This is a genomic window from Streptomyces sp. NPDC002911 (assembly GCF_053591835.1).
In genome coordinates, this window is record NZ_JBSFUO010000002.1 from 482568 (window position 1) to 501941 (window position 19374).

Genomic DNA, 19374 nt, shown 5'->3' on the forward strand with positions numbered 1-19374 from the left:
CACCGCTCAGGAGGCGGTCCGCTTCTTCGCGGCCGTCTTCCTCGCGGGCTGCTTCTTGGTCCCCGCCGTCTTCTCGGAGGCCTTCTTCTTCGCGGCCGGGGCGGCCTTCTTCCGTGTGCGGGGCTTGCCGGGCGTCATCTCGTGCACGGTCGCGTCCTCACCCCGCGTCTCCTTGGCCGCCTTCACCGACGCGTTCAGCGCGGCCATCAGGTCCATGACCTTCCCCGGCTCCTCCTCTTCCCCTGCCGCCACCGGAAGCGCCTTGCCCTCGGACTTGGCCGCGAGCAGTTCTTCCAGGGCCTCCCGGTAGCGGTCGCGGAAGCCGGAGATGTCGTCGAGGGCCATGCTGGCGGTGAGCTGCACGGCGCGTTCGATCTCGTCCTCGGCCAGCTCGGTCTCCCCGGGTGCGAGGGACTCGGGGCTGCGGATCTCGTCCGGCCAGCGCATCGAGTGCAGCACGATCGCGTCCTCCCGCACCCGCAGCAGGCCTAGCCGCTCACGGTTGTGCCAGGCGAACTTCGCCACGGCGACCTTGTCGCTGCGCTCCAGCGCCTTCCGCAGCAGGGCGTACGGCTTCGCGGCGACCTGGCCGTCGACCGCGAGGTAGTAGCTGTCGCTGATCCGTACGGGGTCGATGCTGTCGGCTTCGACGAACGCGACGATCTCGATGGCCTTCGCCGTCGGCAGCGGCATCCGGTCGAGCTCCTCGTCCGTGACGGGCACGGTCCGGTCCTTGGCGACCTCGTAGCCCTTGCCGATCTCGTCCTGCGAGAGGACCTTGCCGTCGACCTCGCACACCTTGCGGGTACGGATCCGGCCCATGTCCTCCTGGTGGTACTGGTGGAAGGAGATCGAATGGTTCTCGGTGGCGGACACCACCTTGATCGGGATCGTGACCAGCCCGAAGCTGATCGCTCCTGTCCACAGGGGCCGCGGCATCCGGTACCTCCAGACCCCCCTGATGGCTGGGCCGGGAGGCGGCCCGGAGCGCCTGGAAGGGAGAACCGGCCCGAGAGGGCCTTGGCGCGACCGGACCACCGCCCGTACCCCTGATCCTCGCGCGCCCGTCCTGGGACCGCATGTGGATCACCGGGGTGCGGTCACCCGCGCGGCAGGTCCATCTCGCCGACCACCTCGTCCTCACTCATCTCGCCGGTCCCGCGGAAGCCGAGCCGGTGATAGAACTCCTCGGGCCCGTGCTCCCCCGGTGTCCAGGTCACGGTCACCCGCTGCTGTCCACGCCGCAGGATCTCCTCGCACACGGCGTCCACGGCGAAGCGCCCGTAGCCCTTGCCCTGCTCGTCCGCGGCGACGGCCAGCCGCCAGAGGCCGGAGCGCAGCCGGTCCCCGGGGTTCGCCGGGTCGAACCGCACGTCGAAGAAGGCCATCACGAAGGCGACCAGCCGGTCGCCGTCGAAGACCAGGCGCGGCCAGGCCGTCTCCGGATCGGCGTACGCCTCGGCCAGCGACCGCGCGACCGGGGCGACGAACCGTTCCTGCTCGGGTGCGACCTTCAGCCGGCACGCGTCGAGCACGTTGGCCGGGGTCACCTTCTCCAGGCGAAGCTGCGCTGTCATGCGCGAACCGTAGGGGCCCGAATGCGCGCCATGCCACCGAAATAACGCCCGGCCCGGCGAGGGGTGACCGGGCGGCGGGAGCGCCGCCCGGCTCGGGCTGATCGACGTCATCGGTACCGGGCGATGACCTGCTTGTTCCGCCCCGCCCTACCGCGCGGCGTACTCCCAGAGGTTTCGCATCACGGCCGGCGAGGCCGGACCGGACAGCTACAGCTGGGTCAGCAGGATGGTGACCGCACCGGTGGAGGGGACGAGGTGGGCCGCCGTTCCCGTACCGCCGATCCAGCCGTAGCGGCCGGGCACGTTCCACGGCTCGGTGCGCTCGACGTCCACCGAGCCGCCGTACCCCTGCCCCTCCAGAAAAAGTTCGCCCGCCTCTCGCTGGGACGGGGTGCCGTCTCAGCACTCGCCGGAGGCGGCTACTCTCTTTTCCAACCTGATCGAAACGCGCTATACATGAGCAGCTTCGAGCACCATTCGCCTGCGATCACACAGCCCGCACCCGCGAAGGACGCCCATGCCGCTCATATCCACCGGTGACATCACGCACGGCGCCCGGACCGGCGCGATCGGCGTCGGGGCCTTCAACGTCGTACAGATCGAACATGCGCAGGCCATCGTGAGCGGGGCGGAAGCCGCCGGGCGGCCGGTGATCCTCCAGGTCAGCGAGAACACCGTCCGCTACCACGGAGCCCTCGAACCGATCGGGCTCGCCTCCCTCGCCGTCGCACGCGCGGCGGGCGTACCGGTGGCCGTGCACCTCGACCACGCCGAGTCGGCCGGGCTGGTACGGGAGGCTGTCCGACTCGGCTTCACCTCCGTCATGTTCGACGCGTCAGCGCTCCCGTACGCCGACAACGTCGCCGCGACCCGCGACATCACCGCCTACTGCCACGGCCACGGCGTCTGGGTGGAGGCGGAACTCGGCGAGATCGGTGGCAAGAACGGGACGCACGCCCCCGGCGTGCGGACCGACCCGGACGAGGCGCGGGCGTTCGTCGAGAGCACCGCCGTCGACGCGCTCGCCGTGGCCGTCGGCAGTTCGCACGCGATGCCGACCCGCGACGCCGTCCTCGACTTCGCACTCATCTCCCGGCTGCGCGACGCGGTGCGGGTCCCGCTCGTCCTGCACGGTTCCTCCGGCGTCGGGGACACAGGCCTCGCCGAGGCGATCGGCGCCGGCATGACGAAGGTCAACATCTCCACGCACCTGAACAGGCTGTTCACCCGGGCCGTCCGCACCTATCTGGACACCCACGCCGAGGCCGCCGACCCCAGGGCGTACCTCGGCCCCGCCCGGGACGCCGTCGCCGCGGAGGTGGCACGCCTGCTGGACCTCCTGGCCCGGCCCGGGCGATAGGGTTCCACGCGAGCGAGGAGGACCAGGTGGCGGCACACACACGATGGACCCGGTTGCTGGAGATCCTCAGCGACCAGGGCCACCTCGACGTGCTCGACGCCGCCGAACAGCTCGGCTGTTCCGCCGCCACCGTCCGCCGCGACCTGGACGAGCTCGCCCGGCAGAATCTGCTGACCCGTACCCGGGGCGGCGCGGTGGTGAGCACCGTCGCGTACGACCTGCCGCTGCGCTACAAGGCCGCCCGCAGGGCCGACGAGAAGCAGCGCATCGCGAAGGCCGCCGCAGAGCTGATCCCGACGGGCTCCACCGTCGGACTGAACGGCGGTACGACGACCTCCGAGGTGGCCAGGGAGCTGGCACTGCGGCCCGAGCCGTCGGGCGGGGGCGTCGCGCTGACCGTGGTCACCAACGCGATCAACATCGCCAACGAGCTGGCGGTCCGCCCCCAGGTGAAAATCGTCGTCACCGGCGGGGTGGCCAGGCCGAACTCGTACGAACTCGTCGGCCCTCTGGTCGACTCCGTGCTGCGCACCCTCGCCCTGGACTACACGATCCTCGGCGTGGACGCCGTGCATCCCCGCTTCGGAGCGGCCACGCACGACGAGTCGGAGGCCGGGGCCAACCGCGCCCTCGCCGAGTGCGCGGGCACGGTGATCGTGGTCGCCGACTCCTCCAAGCTCGGCCGCCGGGCCTTCGCCCAGGTCTGCGAGACCGGCGCGGTGTCGGTCCTGGTCACGGACCGGGGCGCACCCGAGGACGTCGTCGGGGAATTCACCGCCCTGGGAATCGACGTACGGCGGGTGTGACCCGGCCGCCGGTCAGCGGCAGTCGTCCGGGGGGGGGTCCCGCGTCCGGGTGGTGACGCGGCCCCGGGTGCCGGTCAGTGCGGTGCGGTGCTTCTCCGGATTCGGCGTGGAGACATCGCCGTCCGGCGTCGCGCGCAGCGTGCCGATCCAGGCGAGGGGCTCCTCGAAGCGGCCGGGCCCGCCGCCTTCATCGCCTCGTCCAGCGGCACGCAGCCGGTACGGATCAACATGAGACCCCCTCGTGGTCAGGGCCCAGACCCTGTCCCGAGTCCGGCAGCCGCACCTTCCGGGCCCACACCATTTGCATATACATGCGAACGAGTGCATACTCTTCCTATGTCTAAGGTTCTCACCTCCCTGCCCACCGGCGAGCGCGTCGGCATCGCTTTCTCGGGCGGCCTCGACACCTCGGTCGCGGTCGCGTGGATGCGCGACAAGGGTGCCGTCCCGTGCACCTACACCGCCGACATCGGCCAGTACGACGAGCCCGACATCGCGTCGGTGCCCGGCCGTGCGAAGGCCTACGGCGCGGAGATCGCGCGCCTGGTCGACTGCCGGGCGGCGCTGGTCGAGGAGGGCCTGGCCGCACTCGCCTGCGGCGCGTTCCACATCCGCTCGGGCGGCCGTGCCTACTTCAACACCACGCCGCTCGGCCGCGCCGTCACCGGCACCCTGCTGGTCCGGGCGATGCTCGAGGACGACGTACAGATCTGGGGCGACGGCTCCACGTTCAAGGGCAACGACATCGAGCGGTTCTACCGCTACGGGCTCCTCGCCAACCCCCACTTGCGCATCTACAAGCCGTGGCTCGACGCCGACTTCGTCACCGAGCTGGGCGGCCGCAAGGAGATGTCGGAGTGGCTGGTCGCCCACGGGCTGCCCTACCGCGACAGCACCGAGAAGGCGTACTCCACCGACGCCAACATCTGGGGCGCCACCCACGAGGCGAAGACGCTGGAGCACCTCGACACCGGCGTGGAGACCGTCGACCCGATCATGGGCGTCCGGTTCTGGGACCCGTCGGTGGAGATCGCCACCGAGGACGTCACCATCGGCTTCGAACAGGGCCGCCCGGTGACCGTCAACGGCAAGGAGTTCGCCGGCCCGGTCGACCTGGTGATGGAGGCCAACGCGATCGGCGGCCGCCACGGCCTGGGCATGTCGGACCAGATCGAGAACCGCATCATCGAGGCGAAGAGCCGCGGCATCTACGAGGCGCCCGGCCTGGCGCTCCTGCACGCCGCGTACGAGCGCCTCGTGAACGCGATCCACAACGAGGACACCCTCGCCCACTACCACAACGAGGGCCGGCGCCTCGGACGGCTGATGTACGAAGGCCGCTGGCTGGACCCGCAGGCGCTGATGGTCCGCGAGTCGCTGCAGCGCTGGGTCGGCTCGGCCGTCACCGGCGAGGTGACGCTGCGGCTGCGGCGCGGTGAGGACTACTCGATCGTGAACACCACCGGCCCCGCGTTCAGCTACCACCCGGACAAGCTCTCCATGGAGCGCACCGAGGACTCGGCGTTCGGCCCGGTGGACCGCATCGGCCAGCTCACCATGCGCAACCTCGACATCGCCGACTCGCGCGCCAGGCTCGAACAGTTCGCCGGCCTCGGCCTCGTCGGCACGACCCAGCCCTCGCTGATCGGCGCCGCACAGGCGGCGGCGACCGGCCTGATCGGCGCCATGCCCGCGGGCGGCGCCCAAGCCATCGCCTCGCGCGGCGAGGTCTCCGGCGACGACGAGCTGCTGGACCGCGCCGCAATGGAGTTCGGCACCGACTGACGGCCGGCCGGGCGGGTCCCCTGCGGGCCGGCCGGGGGCCCGCCCGCAGGGGACCTATCCTCGGATTCTCGGCGGATACGCCGACGGATGCGCAGGAAAGCGAAGGTGGCGGCAATGGCGAAGGTCCCGGCAGCGGCAGTGGCGGCGGGCGGTCTCCTCGGCGGGTACGGAATCGCCCGCTGGACCGGCAGGCGCCCGCTGGGCGGCGTCGCACTGGCCGCCGCCGGGACGGTGGCGGCATACGAGTGGAACCGGCAGGCCGGGGCCCGCGCGGCCACCGGGCTGACCGTCGCCTACCTCGCCGCCTTCGCCGGTTCGCACCCCCTGGCCAAGAAGGTCGGCGCCTGGCCCGCGGTGTTCACCGTGGCGGGCGGCATCGCCGCCGCGTCGTGGGCGGTCACCCGGAGCAGCGCCCGACAAGCACTCCGGTGACGAACGGACGCACGGCCGGGAACGGCGCCGCGTCCGGAAAACCAGGCCCCGGGGGCCGGACGCGGGCGCTGCGGGCCGCGTACCGAAGAGCAACTCCCCGCGTCACCCCGGGGCGTGCCCTTACGACAGGGCGGGCACGCCCCCGGTCGGTCAGCCTCCCAGGGCGTGGGACACCGAATAGATCGCCAGACCGGCCAGGGCGCCCACCACCGTGCCGTTGATCCGGATGAACTGCAGGTCGCGGCCGATGTGCGCCTCGATCTTCCTCGACGTCTGGTCCGCGTCCCAGCCGGCCACCGTGTCGCTGATCAGCGAGGTGATCTCCGCACGGTAGGTCGTGACGACATACGCCGCCGCATCCTCCAGCCAGCCCTCCAGCTTGGCCTGCAGCCGCTCGTCCGTGGCCAGCCTGGCTCCCAGGGACATCAGCGAGGCGCGGGCACGCATCCGCAGCTCGCTCCGCTCGTCCTCGGCCGCCGCGATGATCATCGTACGGACGGAGGACCACGCGGAGGCGATGACGTCCTGGACCTCATCGCGCCCCAGGATGTCCGACTTCAGCCGCTCCACCCGGGCCCGGGTGTCCGTGTCCGTCTGGAGGTCGGCGGCGAAGTCCGTCAGGAACGTGTCGATCGAGCCGCGCGCCGGGTGGTCCGGCATGTCGCGCATCTCCGTGACGAAGCGCAGCAGTTCCTTGTAGACCCGCTCCCCCACCCGCTTGTCGACGAACCGCGGCGTCCACCCGGGCGCCCCGCCCTGCACCGCGTCCATCACGGAGTCACCGTGCAGGACCAGCCAGTCGTGCGCCCGTACGCAGACGAGGTCGACGACCCTGCGGTGACCACCGTCCGAGACGATCTTCTCCAGCATCTTGCCTATCCCCGGGCCGACTTCCGCCGCGTCCGCCCGCCGGGTGATCGCCTCCCCGACCACCGCCTGCACATCGGAGTCCCGCAGCACGGTCAGCGCACCGCGCAGTGCGGTGGCCAGCTCGGCGGTGACCCGGTCCGCGTGTTCCGGCTCCGCCAGCCAGGTCCCGAGCCGCGAACCGACGCCCAGGGCGTGAATTCGGTCACGAACGACGTCCCCGGAGAGAAAATTCTCGCCCACGAAGGAACCGAGTGACTCCCCCAACTGGTCCTTCTTGGTGGGAATGATGGCGGTGTGAGGGATCGGCAGACCGAGCGGACGCCGGAAGAGCGCCGTGACGGCGAACCAGTCCGCCAGCGCACCGACCATCCCCGCCTCGGCAGCCGCTGCGACGTAGCCCGGCCAGCCGCCCACACCCGCGTTCTCCGCCCAGGTGGCGAGGACGTACACGAGCGCGACGAGCAGGAGCAGACCTGTGGCGGTGGTCTTCATGCGGCGCACACCGCGCCGCTTCTCCTCATCGGCGGCGGTGTACGCGAATCCGCCCAACGTCGGCCTCGGCCGCCCGCCGGGAGCCCCGGGCGCCGCGGCGGGCCCTGCCTCGCCGGTTCCGGGATCCAGCTCCGGCGGCCCGGCGGGCGCGGCCCCCACGCCCGAAGGCGCGGGCCGTCCGGAACCGTGGTCCTCCGGCCCGGTGCCCGTTCCCTGTCCCGCGTCCTGTTTCATCCGCTCCACCCGTCCGCGTACGCGTCACGCCGTGCCGTACGCATTGTCCCTACCTCACCTACTCCCGGGCCGCACGTCGAGTTCCCCGAGGCCTGTCGCATCATGAGAGCAACCCGAACACCGGGCCGACCACCGCAAGGAGAGACACCGCAGATGCCCAGGCGCCAGGGGTACGCCCTGCTCATCGCCCTCGTGGCAGGCACCGCCGCGCTCGCCGCCGCCGTCGCGCTCGGTACGTCGCTGATCGCCGGGAACCGCCAGACACCGCTCGGCGCGCCGGAGAACCGGGCCGCCGCCCGCACTCCCGCCGCGCCGGCCCACTCCATCGGCACCTGGACCGCCACCTGGACCGCGGCCCCCGTCAGCGCGGAGCCGAATACCGGGCAGGGCTTTCCCGGCAGCACCATCCGCAACATCGTGCACACCAGCATCGGCGGGGACGCCGCCCGCATCACCCTGTCCAACCTCTTCGGCACCACCCCGCTCGTCATCGACCAGGCCACCGTCAACACCCGCCCGGTGACCTTCGGCGGTCAGCCCACCGTCACCGTCGCCGCCGGCCGACAGGTCGTCAGCGACCCGGTCGTCGTCCCCGTCGCCCCCGACACCGACCTGGAAGTCGCCTTCCGCACCCCGCACGCCTCCGGGCCGGTCACCCAGCACCCCAACACCCACCAGACGTCCTACCTGGCCGACGAGCACGCCACCTGGAGCACCACCCGGTGGCGCTATCTGACGGCCGTCGACGTCCGCAACGAGACCTCACCCGGAACGATCGTCGTACTCGGCGACTCCCTCACCGCCGGCAGCGGCTCCACCACCGACGCCGACAACCGCTGGCCGGACATCCTCTCCGACCGGCTGCGGCACGCCTACGGGATCGCCAACCAAGGCATAGCGGGCAACCGCCTCCTGCGCGACAGCCCGCTCGCACTGAACGGCGTGAGGAATCTGGGCGGGCGGAGCGGTGCGAACCGCTTCGAGCGCGACGTCCTGTCCGTGGCCGGCGCGAAGACCGTGATCATCGCGCTCGGCATCAACGACGTGCAGCAGTACCCCCAGGAACCGGACCCCGAGCGCCTCGCAACGGGACTCCGCGCACTCACCGAGCGTGCCCACGCCCAGGGACTACGGGTCGTCGGAGCGACGCTGACACCCTTCCACGGCTACGCGACCTGGTCGCCCGAACGCAACCGAGTGCGCCTGGCGGTCAACGAGGAGATCCGCTCCGGCCGCATCTTCGACGCATACATCGACTTCGACCGGGCCGTACGCGACCCGTACGCGCCCAACCGGATCCTGCCCGAATACGACTCGGGCGACCGGCTGCACTTCAACGACGCCGGCTACCGCGCTCTGGGCCACGCGATCGACCTCGGCGCGGTGGACAGCACCCCGAAGGCCGACACCTTCTGACACACGCACGCGGGCCGGGCGGCCCTCGCGGACCGCCCCGCTCAGCCGAGCTCCTCGCGCCCGTCCCCCGTGTCCGGCTTCCGCAGCCGCTCCGCCTCCTTCAGCCGCTGCCGCTGCCGCTGCACCTTGCTCCACTTGCGCTCCACGCCCACCCCGCCCATCAGCGCGAACCCGGTCACCCGCACCCGCGGGGCACCCGGGGCCGGTTCGCCCGCGTCCTTCGTCCGCTCGTCGAAACCGCCCATGAAGCCGACGCCGTTGACGTGCAGGTCCACATCCGGCGGGACCTTCACCTGGATCCCGCCCATGATCGTGAAGCAGCGGATCACCACCTCGCGGCCCTCGAAGTCCGCCTGGCGCAGATCGATGTCACCACCGCCCCACATCGCGAACGCGGTGAACGCCCGTCCCACCGTCCAGCGGCCCTTGCGGCCGAACCCGCCCCAGAAGGCGAACGCCCACGTCGAGGTCGCGGGGCCGCCGATCCGCCGCGACCAGTCCACGGACGCGGACGCCCCGTGGCCCGCGACGGGCGGCAGGCCGGCCACCGGCGCCACTGCCGAACCCGGCACCGGCAGATCGCGGACGATCGGTACCAACTCCCCGTGCGTACGCGCCCTGAACGTCGCGTCGAGCCGCTGCTCGAACTCGTCCATCTCCAACCGGCCCTCGGCCACGGCCTCCCGCAGGGTCTCGGCAACCCGCTCCCGTTCCGCGTCGGAGGCACGCATGTCCGGGTTCTCACCTGTCATACGGCGCAGCCTATAGAGCAACCCGAGGACGGGCCTAGAGAGCAGAATCCGACACGTACATCTTCGCGATCACGGCCTCGATGTCCGGCTCCTGGACCGACAGATCCACCATCGGATAGTCGGCCGCGATACGCGCCACCAGCGGAGCGGCCGACGCCGCCGCCGGGAACGCCAGCCACTGCCGGGGCCCCTCCACCTTGATCACCCGCGCCGAAGGCTCCGACCCGAGCTCGATCGGCGGAAGCTCCCGCTCCAGGTCCACGACCAGCGTCCGCTCGCTCCTGCCGACCTCGTGCAGCCCCGCGAGCGCACCGTCGTACACCAGACGACCGTGGTCGATCACCATCACCCGCTTGCACAGCTGCTCGATATCGGTCAGGTCGTGCGTGGTCAGCAGCACCGTCGTGGACCGCTCCGCGTTCAAGTCCCGCAGGAAACCCCGTACCTTGGCCTTGGAGACCACATCGAGCCCGATCGTGGGCTCGTCCAGGTACAGCACCTCCGGATCGTGCAGCAACGCCGCCGCGATATCACCCCGCATCCGCTGCCCCAGCGACAACTGACGCACCGGGACCTCCAACAAAGCACCCAGATCCAGAAGTTCGACACACCGGTCCAGGTTCTCCCGGTAACGGCTGTCCGGGATCCGGTACATGCGGTGCATCAGCCGGTACGAATCACGCAACGGCAGGTCCCACCAGAGCGTCGTACGTTGCCCGAACACCACACCGATCCGGTGCGCCAGCTTCGTACGCTCCCTGGAAGGGTCGATGCCCGCGACCCGCAGCCGGCCGCCGCTCGGCGTGAGAATACCCGTCAGCATCTTGATCGTCGTCGACTTGCCCGCCCCGTTCGGGCCGATGTAGCCGACCATCTCCCCCCGCGGCACCCGGAAACTGATGCCGTCCACCGCCCGCACCTCGCGCCGTTCGCGGCGCAGGAAGCCCGTCCTGCGGTGCACGTCGAAAACCTTCTCGACGCCGTCGAGCTCGATGAAGTCCATGTCGTCGTCCACGCCCACTCCTCAGCTTCCCGTACTGCGGTACGCCCGCAGCCCCGCCCGCCACGCCAGTCCCGCGAGCGCCCAGCACCCCGCGGCGACCACCGGCGGCAGGAACGCCACCCACCGGGGCAGGTCCAGCGGATAGTCCCGGCCCAGCACATACAGGGCAGGCAGCCAGCTCACGAACGCCAGCGGCACCACGAACGTCACCCCGCGCACCAGGTCCTTCGCGAAGACCGACGGCGGATACTGCAGCAGCGTCGTCCCCCCGTACGTGAACGCGCTCTGCACCTCCGACGCGTCCTGGACGTAGAACTGGAACGCCGCACCCGCCACGAACACCGCCCCGAAGATGGCCGCACCGCTCAGCACCATCAGCGGCAGCATCACCACCTTCAACGGCGTCCACGCGATGTCCAGCGCGAACAGCGCATAGCCCAGCACCAGCAGCCCCTGAGTGATCCGCCCCAGCCTGCGCAGCGCGAACCGGTCCGCCGCCACCTGCGCCAGCACCGGAACGGGCCGCACCAGCAACGTGTCCAGCGTCCCGTCCCGCACCCGCCGCCCCAGCCGGTCCATCGACCCCAGCACCAGATCGCACAGCCCGAACGCGGTCGCCGACGTCCCGTACAGCAACGCGACCTCCGGCAGGGTGAAACCACCCAGCACATCGACGTGCGCGAACATCAGCATGATCGTGACGAAGTCGAACCCCGTCGCCACGAAGTTCCCGACGGCCGTCATCACGAACGACGCGCGGTACGCCAACGTCGACCGCAGCCACATCGCCACGATCAGCCCGTACGCCCGCACCCCCTCGACCAGCCGCGACCGCTCGGCGAACGCGATCTCCGGCTTCACCGCCGCAACCACCTCGGCCCGGACCTCAGCCACCCTGGACCACCACCCTCCTGGTCGCCACCGACTGCAGCAGCCGCCCGGCGAACAGCAACGCCACCGCCCAGCCGGCCTGGAAGGCGTACGCCCGCAGCAGATCCCAGCCCGCATACCGGCCGAGGAACACATCGGCAGGCACCTGAAGCAGCGACGACCACGGCAACACCCTCGCCACCTCCCCCAGCACACCGGGGAACAGCGGCAGCGGCAGCATCATCCCGGAGAAGAACAGCCCGGCCAGCCAGGCCATCTGCATCGCCCCCGCCCCGTCCATCAGCCAGAACGCCGACAGCGACACCAGAAAACGCACCCCGAAACTCACCACGACCCCGAGCGCCACGGACACCAGGAACGCGAGCCACCTCCAGGGCGAACCGGGCAGCGCCAGATCGAAGGCCAGGGCTCCCAGCACCATCGGCACGATCCCACGCCCCAGCAGATGGAACGCCGCCCGGCCCAGGTCCCCCGCCAGCCACCACAGCTGCAGATCGGCGGGCCGGTACAGATCGACCGCGATGTCACCCGTACGGATCCGCTCCATCAGCTCGTCCTCGAAACCGCCGCCCATCATGGCGCAGGTCATCAGGAGGGCCTGGCCCAGCCACACATAGGTCAACGCCTGCGACATGTCATAACCGCCGAGGTGCGGACGCTCGTCCCACAGGGCGATGTAGGTGTACGCCAGGATGAAACCGAAGACGGTGTTGGTGAACACCCCCGCGAACGTCGCCATCCGGTAGGTGGCATACCGCCGGAACCCACCGGCCGCCACCACGGCGTAGAGCCGCACCTCGCCCCCCTCTTCCCGCCAAAGCGCACGACGTTAGTCCACGGCGACCGGCCGCCGCGACCCTATTTCCGTGGAGGATCCGAGGGTTATCCGTCCGAAAAGTGCACTATAGGAAAATCATCCGCAGTCGAGGAGCCTCCACAGTCATGAGCCACGAGCCACCGCAGCACGGCGGAGACCCTGGTCAGCAGGGCTCCGAACGATGGGCCCCCCGGGACACCTCGGCCGCGGCCCCCAGCACGAACCCCGCGCACCCGAACGGCGCACAAGCCACCAACGGACGCACAAAACGCCCCAAGAGACCCAAGCGCACCGGCTGGCGCCGCGCCGTCCCCACCTGGCGCATGGTCCTCGGCAGCGCACTCCTCCTCGCGCTGCTCCTCGTCGGCGGCTTCATCGCCGGCTACCAGCTCGTCGGCATCCCCGCCGCCAACGCCAGCGCGACCGCCCAGTCCAACGTCTACCTGTACGAGGACGGCACCGTCATCGCCCGCGACGGCGAGATCAACCGCGAGAACGTCCCCCTCGGCCGCATCCCCCGCACCATCCAGCACGCCGTACTCGCCGCCGAGGACCGGGACTTCTACTCCGAGGACGCCATCGACATCAAGGCCACCCTCCGCGCCGGCTGGAACACCGTCACCGGCAAGGGCAGACAGGGCGGTTCCACGATCACCCAGCAGTACGTCAAGAACTACTACCTCGGCCAGGAACAGACCGTCGTCCGCAAGGCCAAGGAATTCTTCATCTCCATCAAACTCGACCGCGAACAGAGCAAGGACGAGATCCTCGAGGGCTACCTCAACACCAGCTACTTCGGACGCAACGCCTACGGCATCCAGGCCGCCTCCCACGCCTACTACGGCAAGGACGTCGAAGACCTCGACGCCGGCGAAGGCGCCTACCTCGCCTCCCTGCTCAACGCCCCCAGCTCCTACGACGTCGTCGCCCGCCCCGAGAACAGGAAGGCCGTGCTCGCACGCTGGGACTACGTACTGGACGGCATGGTCAAACACGACTGGCTCACCTCGGCCGACCGCGACGCGATGACCTTCCCCGCCCCCGGCAAGGCCAAGCCCGCCACCGCGCTCTCCGGCCAGCGCGGCTACATCGTCCAGGCGGTCGAGGACTACCTCACCGACAACAAGATCCTCGACGCGAACACCCTCGCCACCGGCGGCTACCGCATCACCACCACGCTCCAGAAGAAGAAGCAGGACGCCCTCGTCGAAGCCGTCGAGGACAACGTCCTGTCCAAGACCAGCGACGACCGCGAGGCCGACCGCAACGTCCGCGCGGGCGGCGCCTCCATCGACCCCGCCACAGGCCATGTCGTCGCCCTCTACGGCGGCATCGACTACACGAAGCAGTACGTCAACAACGCGACCCGCCGCGACTACCAGGTCGGATCCACCTTCAAACCGTTCGTCCTCGCCGCCGCCCTCGCCAACGGGTCCACCACCCAGAAAGACCGCGCCATCACCCCCAACACCCGTTACGACGGCACCAACGAACGCACCGTCCAGAGCGCCGCCGGCTCCACCGGCTACTCCCCCGCCAACGAGGACGACGTCGACTACGGCTCCATCACCGTCCGCGAAGCCACCGACAAATCCGTCAACGCCGTCTACGCCCAGATGGCCCAGGACGTCGGCCCCGACACGGTCAAGGACACCGCGATCGCCCTCGGCATCCCCCAGGACACCCCCGACCTCACCGCCTCCCCCTCCATCGCGCTCGGCCCCGCCACCGCCAGCGTCGTCGACATGGCCTCGGCCTACGCCACCCTCGCCGACCACGGCAGACAGCGCGCCCACACCCTCGTCGCCAAGATCAGCAAGAACGCCAGCGAGCTCGAACTCCCCGCCCGCACCACCCGGCGGGCCATCAGCCGCGAAGCCGCGGACACCACCACCTCCGTCCTGCGGAGCGTCGTCGACGGCGGCACCGGCACCGCCGCCCAGAGCGCGGGCCGCCCCGCCGCGGGCAAGACGGGCACCGCCGAGGAAGACAAGGCCGCCTGGTTCGCCGGCTACACCCCCGACCTCGCCACCGTCATCGCCGTCATGGGCCAGGACCCCGAAACCGGCGTCCAGAAACCCCTGTACGGCGCACTCGGCCTGGCCCGCATGAACGGCGGCGGCGCACCCGCCCAGACCTGGGCCGCCTACACCCGGGCCGCGCTGGAAGGCAGCGAGGTCCAGGGCTTCGAGCTGGAGGCCGACGAAGGCCCCGAAGAACCCGAACCGGACGAGAGCGCGGAGGACGAGGACACCGAGGAAGCCAGGGGCACCAGGGCGCCACGGGACGGTGGGGACACCGAAGAACCCGACGGCACCGGAGACTCCCGCGAGGAACGGGACCGCACCCGCTCCCGCACACCGGACACCCCCTCCGTCACCACCCGGGCCCCACGGGCACCCCGCACCGCGACACCCGCCGACGTCCCCTCGCGCGCACCCGCCATCCGGGAAGCCGCCGAGGGCCGCCCCGTCGGCCAACGGGACAGGAACGACAGGAACGACAGGAACGTCCCGACCGGCAGAGACGACAGGGACGGCAGGGGCGGCAGGGACGACAGAGACGGCAGAAGAGACGACAGAGACAGCAGAGACGGCAAGGACGGCCAAGGCCTCCTCGGCCCCGACCGCCCCTGACCCCCGAACACTCAGTGCCCGGACGTCGCCTTCAGCCCCACCACGGCCACCAGCAGCAGACAGACGAAGAAAATACGGGCGGCGGTCACCGGCTCGTTCAGCACGACCATGCCCAGCACCGCCGCACCGGCCGCACCTATACCCACCCACACGCCGTACGCCGTACCGATCGGCAGCGTCTTCGCCGCCTGCGACAGCAGCATCATGCTCGCCACGATCCCCAGACCGGTGAACACACTCGGCCACAGCCGGGTGAACCCCTCCGTGTACTTCATCCCGATCGACCAGCCCACTTCCAGCAGACCGGCCACGAGCAACAGAACCCACGCCACGACGGCACCTCCACGACGAAACACGCGAAACGCGTGACCAACACGGGTGCGTCGTCTTTGCGGAAACCCGGTACGGCGCGTCTCGTCGGGGTCACACCACCGTAGCAACAGACAGCCGAAAGGCCTGGTGACAACCGTCACCAGGCCCACTCACCCCACACCTGCCTACAGATACAGCCCGGTCGAATCCACCGACCCCTCGAACCGGTCCGCCGCCACCGCGTGCAGATCCCGCTCCCGCATCAGCACATACGCCACACCCCGCACCTCGACCTCGGCACGGTCCTCGGGGTCGTACAGCACCCGGTCACCCGGCTCCACGGTCCGCACGTTCTGGCCGACCGCGACCACCGCGGCCCACGCCAGACGCCGGCCGACCGCCGCCGTCGCCGGAATCAGGATGCCGCCGCCCGACCGCCGCTCACCCTCGGGTGAATCGGACCGGACCAGGACGCGGTCGTGCAGCATCCGGATCGGCAGCTTGTCGTCGGTGGTGCTCATACCGTTGTCGCTCACGTCCCGAAACCTACCTGTCCCGAACCGGTCCACACGCCCCAGGGCCCGCCCGGAGCCGCGCTCAGCGCCTCCCGCGCCGCGCGGACACCGTCAGCAACATCACCGCACCGGCCACCACCAGCGCCACCGGAATTACCCGCTCCAGCCGCGGCGAACCGTCCTCGGCCACGAACTGCGACCGCACGTCGGAAACCGAACGGTTCACCGCGACGAACGCACGCCCGGCCGTCCGGTCCACCGTCGACGCAACTTTCGCCTTCGCGTCACCGATCATCGTCTTCGGGTGCACCCGCACCCCGATCTCGTCCAGCACCACCGCAAGCTGCCCGCGCCTGCTGATGATGTCCGCCTCGATCTGCGCAGGGGTCCTGGTATCCGACACTGCGCCGCCTCCGTGGTCGTCGTCGGGTAAACCTTCATCGACAGTCTGTCAGCTCGGCCGCCCCCACACCCGGCGGCACCCCCTATTACGCTCGGTGCACACACCCCGCGTGCCACTCGAGGAGAAACATGAGCGAGCGACTCCAGACCGGCGACACCGCCCCCGCCTTCACCCTTCCGGACGCCGACGGCAACGAGATCTCGCTCGCGGACCACAAGGGCCGCAAGGTCATCGTCTACTTCTACCCCGCCGCACTTACCCCCGGCTGCACGAAGCAGGCCTGCGACTTCACGGACAACCTGGACCTCCTCGCCGACGCGGGCTACGACGTCATCGGCGTGTCGCCCGACAAGCCGGAAAAGCTCTCGAAGTTCCGCGAGAAGGAGCACTTGAAGGTCACCCTGGTCGGCGACCCCTCCAAGGAGACCCTGGAGGCCTACGGCGCTTACGGCGAGAAGAAGCTCTACGGCAAAGTGGTGACGGGCGTGATCCGCTCCACGTTTGTGATCGACGAGGAGGGCAAGGTGGAAAGGGCCCTCTACAACGTCAAAGCCACCGGCCACGTCGCCAAGATCATCAAGGACCTCGGGATCTGATCCTGGTTCGGGGGGGTCTTGACCGAAAAATCTGTGAGCGAGATCGCAATCGCCTATTGATTCGGTTTGCAACCGCCATGACTGCGCAGAAGCCTTTCCTGGAACACCGTTCGACGAAAGGAACCGGCCATGGCGGCCTCCGACCCCCACCAGGCGGCCGACCCGGATGCGGTCAAACGTCACCCGGCGCTCTTCCGGGCCATCCGCAAGCGCCAGAACCCCCGGCTCCGTCGGACCGACATCACCGTCACCGACGACCAGGCGGTCAAGCGCGCGGTGAAGGCGGCATCGCTCGGTAACGCCATGGAGTGGTTCGACTTCGGCATCTACTCCTACCTGGCCGTCACCATCGGGCACGTCTTCTTCCCTTCCGGGAACGACACCACCCAGCTCCTCTCGTCGTTCGCGACCTTCGCCGTGGCCTTCCTCGTCCGACCGCTCGGCGGGATGTTCTTCGGCCCCATGGGCGACAAGATCGGCCGCAAGAAGGTCCTGGCCCTCACCATGATCCTCATGGCGATCGGCACCTTCGCGATCGGCCTCATCCCCTCCCACGGCACCATCGGCGTATGGGCCGCGGTCCTGCTGATCTTCTTCCGGATGCTCCAGGGCTTCTCCACCGGCGGCGAGTACGGCGGCGCCTCCACCTTCATCGCCGAGTACGCCCCCGACAAGCGCCGCGGCTTCTACGGCAGCTTCCTCGAATTCGGCACCCTGGCCGGATACGTCGGCGCCGCCGGACTCGTCACCCTCCTGTACGCCGTCCTGGACACCGGCCAGATGGAGTCCTGGGGCTGGCGCATCCCGTTCCTCGTCGCCGGCCCCCTCGGCCTCGTAGGCCTCTACCTGCGACTGCGCCTGGACGAGACCCCCGCCTTCCAGAAGCTGGAGGGCGGCACCACCCACGCCACCGAGGCCGCCGACCACGTCGAGACCACCGCCAAGGGCGACCTCGCCAAGATCTTCCGCCAGTACTGGCCGACACTCATCCTCTGCATCGCCCTCGTCGGCGCCTACAACATCGCCGACTACATGCTGCTGTCGTACATGCCGACGTACCTCTCGGACGAACTCGGCTACAGCGAGACCCACGGGCTGCTCATCCTGCTCGGCGTGATGGTGTTCCTCATGCTGATCATCAGCCAGTTCGGCAAGCTCTCCGACCGCTTCGGCCGCAAGCCGCTGCTGATGGCCGGAATGCTCGGCTTCCTGTTCCTGTCCCTGCCGTCCTTCCTCCTGATCCGGCAGGGAAGCATCCCGGCGATCATCATCGGCATGACGATGCTGGGCCTCTCCCTGGTCTGCATGCTGGGCACGATGTCTGCCGCCCTCCCGGCCCTGTTCCCGACCAACGTCCGCTACGGCTCCCTGTCGGTCGGCTACAACCTCTCGGCCTCGATCTTCGGCGGCACGACCCCGCTGGTGATCACCGCCCTGATCAGCTGGAGCGGCTCGAACCTCATGCCGGCGTACTACGCCATGGCAGCGGCCCTGGTCGGTGTGATCGCGGTGGCCTGCATGAAGGAAACCGCCAACCAGCCCCTGGCCGGCTCCCCGCCCTCGGTGGAGACGGAAGAGGAAGCGGCCGAAATGGTCCACGCGCAGAGCCCGGACCCGAAGTTCTGACGCACACCCCACCGAGAAGGGCCCGTACCGCCACGAAGCGGTACGGGCCCTTCCATATCTCGTCGCATTGAGGACGTGACCATCCGATTACCGGTTCGTTGCTCCGTACGAGGCCGCGAACGCGCGGCCGAGGACGGAGGGGACACGCCGACAAGCCCATATACCCGCGAGCGCCTCACGGAAGCTGCCTCGTCGTCGCGGACGCTCTCGGAGGCGCTGACGAAACTCGGGGTCGATCCGAAGAGTTCGACACGGCCGTACGTTCGCGCGCGCATGAAGAAGCTGGGCATCGCACCAGGCACGTCGAGCGAGAGGGTGCTCGATGGACCAAGGAAGTCCTTGAGCCTGTGGTGGCCGCGTCAACGAGCGTGTACGGGGTACTCCAGAAACCTCGGCCTCGAAGCAGTGGGGGCCACCACACCAACATCAGCCGCCGCATCCAGGCATACGGCATCAACACCTCGCACTTCATCCAGCCGTCCAAAGCCGGGATGAAGCAGCGTCGCCGTACCCCCGAGGAACTGCTGGTAGAGGACACTTCGCCACACGCTCGCCTCCAGCCTGGCGCGGAAATCCCATTACTCTGGAGATCGACCACATCAACGGCGACTGGAGCGATGACCGCGCCGAGAACCTTCGGCTCCTGTGCCCGAACTGCCACGCCATCACTCATACGTGGTGCCGAGGGGTCTACCCCGAACGGTGCACTCTCAAGACTCGCTTACCACCTCGCCGTCCTGCCCGGTACGATGACAGACGGCTAGCGGCGGTGGTGCAACCGGCGACACAGCAGACTTAGGATCTGTGGCCCGTGAAACGGCTTGAGGGTTCGAATCCCTTCCGCCGCACCG

At 69.8% G+C, this 19374-nt stretch carries 18 protein-coding genes, 1 tRNA gene, 2 pseudogenes and 1 riboswitch; of the genes and pseudogenes, 10 read left to right on the top strand and 11 right to left on the bottom strand.

The window, feature by feature from the left end; all coding sequences use genetic code 11:
• Nucleotides 1-6: 6 nt before the first annotated feature.
• From ku to ACWD04_RS05080, 3 genes and pseudogenes are all read right to left on the bottom strand, one after another.
• Nucleotides 7-939, bottom strand: a complete 933-nt coding sequence (gene ku, locus ACWD04_RS05070) for a non-homologous end joining protein Ku (protein ID WP_451128226.1) — start codon at nt 937-939, stop codon at nt 7-9.
• A 161-nt stretch (nt 940-1100) separates the two neighbouring features.
• A complete protein-coding gene (locus tag ACWD04_RS05075; RefSeq protein ID WP_451128228.1) occupies nt 1101-1577 on the bottom strand; it encodes a GNAT family N-acetyltransferase in 477 nt (158 codons plus the stop codon).
• Between the two features lie 207 nt (nt 1578-1784).
• A pseudogene (locus ACWD04_RS05080) lies at nt 1785-1970 on the bottom strand (serine hydrolase domain-containing protein); the annotation flags it as partial.
• A gap of 124 nt (nt 1971-2094) precedes the next feature.
• On the opposite strand from ACWD04_RS05080, the gene ACWD04_RS05085 reads away from it, so the two are divergent.
• The 4 genes from ACWD04_RS05085 (at nt 2095) to ACWD04_RS05100 (ending at nt 5960) form a co-directional block, all read left to right on the top strand.
• Nucleotides 2095-2937 carry a class II fructose-bisphosphate aldolase gene (locus tag ACWD04_RS05085; protein ID WP_451128230.1) on the top strand — a complete coding sequence of 281 codons (843 nt, stop codon included), beginning with the start codon at nt 2095-2097 and terminating at the stop codon, nt 2935-2937.
• 26 nt (nt 2938-2963) lie between these two features.
• A complete protein-coding gene (locus ACWD04_RS05090; RefSeq protein WP_451128232.1) occupies nt 2964-3743 on the top strand; it encodes a DeoR/GlpR family DNA-binding transcription regulator in 780 nt (259 codons plus the stop codon).
• Between the two features lie 336 nt (nt 3744-4079).
• Nucleotides 4080-5528, top strand: coding sequence for an argininosuccinate synthase (gene argG, locus ACWD04_RS05095; protein ID WP_451128234.1), 1449 nt, complete (start codon nt 4080-4082; stop codon nt 5526-5528).
• A 114-nt stretch (nt 5529-5642) separates the two neighbouring features.
• Nucleotides 5643-5960, top strand: a complete 318-nt coding sequence (locus ACWD04_RS05100; RefSeq protein ID WP_451128236.1) for a hypothetical protein — start codon at nt 5643-5645, stop codon at nt 5958-5960.
• A gap of 150 nt (nt 5961-6110) precedes the next feature.
• Here the strand turns inward: ACWD04_RS05100 and ACWD04_RS05105 are convergent, their stop codons facing one another.
• Nucleotides 6111-7556 carry a DUF445 domain-containing protein gene (locus ACWD04_RS05105; RefSeq protein ID WP_451128238.1) on the bottom strand — a complete coding sequence of 482 codons (1446 nt, stop codon included), beginning with the start codon at nt 7554-7556 and terminating at the stop codon, nt 6111-6113.
• Nucleotides 7557-7709: 153 nt separating this feature from the next.
• Here ACWD04_RS05105 and ACWD04_RS05110 point away from each other — a divergent pair, with 153 nt between their 5' ends.
• On the top strand, nt 7710-8972 hold the full coding sequence (locus ACWD04_RS05110) for an SGNH/GDSL hydrolase family protein (RefSeq protein WP_451128240.1): 1263 nt from the start codon (nt 7710-7712) through the stop codon (nt 8970-8972).
• A 41-nt stretch (nt 8973-9013) separates the two neighbouring features.
• On the opposite strand, the gene ACWD04_RS05115 is transcribed toward ACWD04_RS05110, so the two are convergent.
• From ACWD04_RS05115 to ACWD04_RS05130, 4 genes are read right to left on the bottom strand one after another with little or no spacing between them, the layout of a single operon-like run.
• Nucleotides 9014-9703, bottom strand: coding sequence for a DUF1707 SHOCT-like domain-containing protein (locus ACWD04_RS05115; RefSeq protein ID WP_451128394.1), 690 nt, complete (start codon nt 9701-9703; stop codon nt 9014-9016).
• Nucleotides 9704-9758: 55 nt separating this feature from the next.
• A complete protein-coding gene (locus ACWD04_RS05120; protein WP_451128396.1) occupies nt 9759-10727 on the bottom strand; it encodes an ABC transporter ATP-binding protein in 969 nt (322 codons plus the stop codon).
• Nucleotides 10728-10748: 21 nt separating this feature from the next.
• Nucleotides 10749-11600, bottom strand: a complete 852-nt coding sequence (locus tag ACWD04_RS05125; RefSeq protein WP_451128398.1) for an ABC transporter permease — start codon at nt 11598-11600, stop codon at nt 10749-10751.
• A gap of 13 nt (nt 11601-11613) precedes the next feature.
• Nucleotides 11614-12414, bottom strand: a complete 801-nt coding sequence (locus ACWD04_RS05130) for an ABC transporter permease (protein WP_451128242.1) — start codon at nt 12412-12414, stop codon at nt 11614-11616.
• A 146-nt stretch (nt 12415-12560) separates the two neighbouring features.
• Between ACWD04_RS05130 and ACWD04_RS05135 the strand changes: the two genes are divergently transcribed.
• The gene (locus ACWD04_RS05135) at nt 12561-15071 is read left to right on the top strand and encodes a transglycosylase domain-containing protein (protein ID WP_451128243.1); all 2511 of its coding nucleotides are present in this window, start codon (nt 12561-12563) and stop codon (nt 15069-15071) included.
• A gap of 11 nt (nt 15072-15082) precedes the next feature.
• Here ACWD04_RS05135 and ACWD04_RS05140 read toward each other — a convergent pair whose 3' ends face one another.
• The 3 genes from ACWD04_RS05140 to ACWD04_RS05150 form a co-directional block, all read right to left on the bottom strand.
• On the bottom strand, nt 15083-15403 hold the full coding sequence (locus tag ACWD04_RS05140; protein ID WP_451128245.1) for a DMT family transporter: 321 nt from the start codon (nt 15401-15403) through the stop codon (nt 15083-15085).
• 45 nt (nt 15404-15448) lie between these two features.
• A riboswitch (guanidine-III (ykkC-III) riboswitch) is annotated at nt 15449-15514 on the bottom strand.
• A gap of 54 nt (nt 15515-15568) precedes the next feature.
• The gene (locus tag ACWD04_RS05145; RefSeq protein ID WP_051834804.1) at nt 15569-15904 is read right to left on the bottom strand and encodes a GroES family chaperonin; all 336 of its coding nucleotides are present in this window, start codon (nt 15902-15904) and stop codon (nt 15569-15571) included.
• Nucleotides 15905-15980: 76 nt separating this feature from the next.
• Nucleotides 15981-16301, bottom strand: a complete 321-nt coding sequence (locus tag ACWD04_RS05150; RefSeq protein WP_451128247.1) for a DUF3618 domain-containing protein — start codon at nt 16299-16301, stop codon at nt 15981-15983.
• A 128-nt stretch (nt 16302-16429) separates the two neighbouring features.
• On the opposite strand from ACWD04_RS05150, the gene bcp reads away from it, so the two are divergent.
• The 4 genes and pseudogenes from bcp (at nt 16430) to ACWD04_RS05170 (ending at nt 19371) form a co-directional block, all read left to right on the top strand.
• Nucleotides 16430-16897 carry a thioredoxin-dependent thiol peroxidase gene (gene bcp / locus ACWD04_RS05155; protein WP_451128249.1) on the top strand — a complete coding sequence of 156 codons (468 nt, stop codon included), beginning with the start codon at nt 16430-16432 and terminating at the stop codon, nt 16895-16897.
• A 129-nt stretch (nt 16898-17026) separates the two neighbouring features.
• A complete protein-coding gene (proP, locus tag ACWD04_RS05160; protein WP_451128251.1) occupies nt 17027-18523 on the top strand; it encodes a glycine betaine/L-proline transporter ProP in 1497 nt (498 codons plus the stop codon).
• 75 nt (nt 18524-18598) lie between these two features.
• A pseudogene (locus ACWD04_RS05165) lies at nt 18599-19322 on the top strand (HNH endonuclease signature motif containing protein).
• A tRNA-Leu gene (locus ACWD04_RS05170) sits at nt 19287-19371 on the top strand. Before ACWD04_RS05165 ends, ACWD04_RS05170 begins: the two are co-directional and overlap by 36 nt.
• Nucleotides 19372-19374 lie beyond the last annotated feature (3 nt).

Coding starts and splice junctions, on each gene's coding strand:
- ku (WP_451128226.1), bottom strand. CDS start 939: ATGCCGCGGCCCCTGTGGACAGGAGCGATCAGCTTCGGGCTGGTCACG.
- ACWD04_RS05075 (WP_451128228.1), bottom strand. CDS start 1,577: ATGACAGCGCAGCTTCGCCTGGAGAAGGTGACCCCGGCCAACGTGCTC.
- ACWD04_RS05085 (WP_451128230.1), top strand. CDS start 2,095: ATGCCGCTCATATCCACCGGTGACATCACGCACGGCGCCCGGACCGGC.
- argG (WP_451128234.1), top strand. CDS start 4,080: ATGTCTAAGGTTCTCACCTCCCTGCCCACCGGCGAGCGCGTCGGCATC.
- ACWD04_RS05100 (WP_451128236.1), top strand. CDS start 5,643: ATGGCGAAGGTCCCGGCAGCGGCAGTGGCGGCGGGCGGTCTCCTCGGC.
- ACWD04_RS05105 (WP_451128238.1), bottom strand. CDS start 7,556: ATGAAACAGGACGCGGGACAGGGAACGGGCACCGGGCCGGAGGACCAC.
- ACWD04_RS05110 (WP_451128240.1), top strand. CDS start 7,710: ATGCCCAGGCGCCAGGGGTACGCCCTGCTCATCGCCCTCGTGGCAGGC.
- ACWD04_RS05115 (WP_451128394.1), bottom strand. CDS start 9,703: ATGCGTGCCTCCGACGCGGAACGGGAGCGGGTTGCCGAGACCCTGCGG.
- ACWD04_RS05120 (WP_451128396.1), bottom strand. CDS start 10,727: ATGGACTTCATCGAGCTCGACGGCGTCGAGAAGGTTTTCGACGTGCAC.
- ACWD04_RS05135 (WP_451128243.1), top strand. CDS start 12,561: ATGAGCCACGAGCCACCGCAGCACGGCGGAGACCCTGGTCAGCAGGGC.
- ACWD04_RS05145 (WP_051834804.1), bottom strand. CDS start 15,904: ATGAGCACCACCGACGACAAGCTGCCGATCCGGATGCTGCACGACCGC.
- bcp (WP_451128249.1), top strand. CDS start 16,430: ATGAGCGAGCGACTCCAGACCGGCGACACCGCCCCCGCCTTCACCCTT.
- proP (WP_451128251.1), top strand. CDS start 17,027: ATGGCGGCCTCCGACCCCCACCAGGCGGCCGACCCGGATGCGGTCAAA.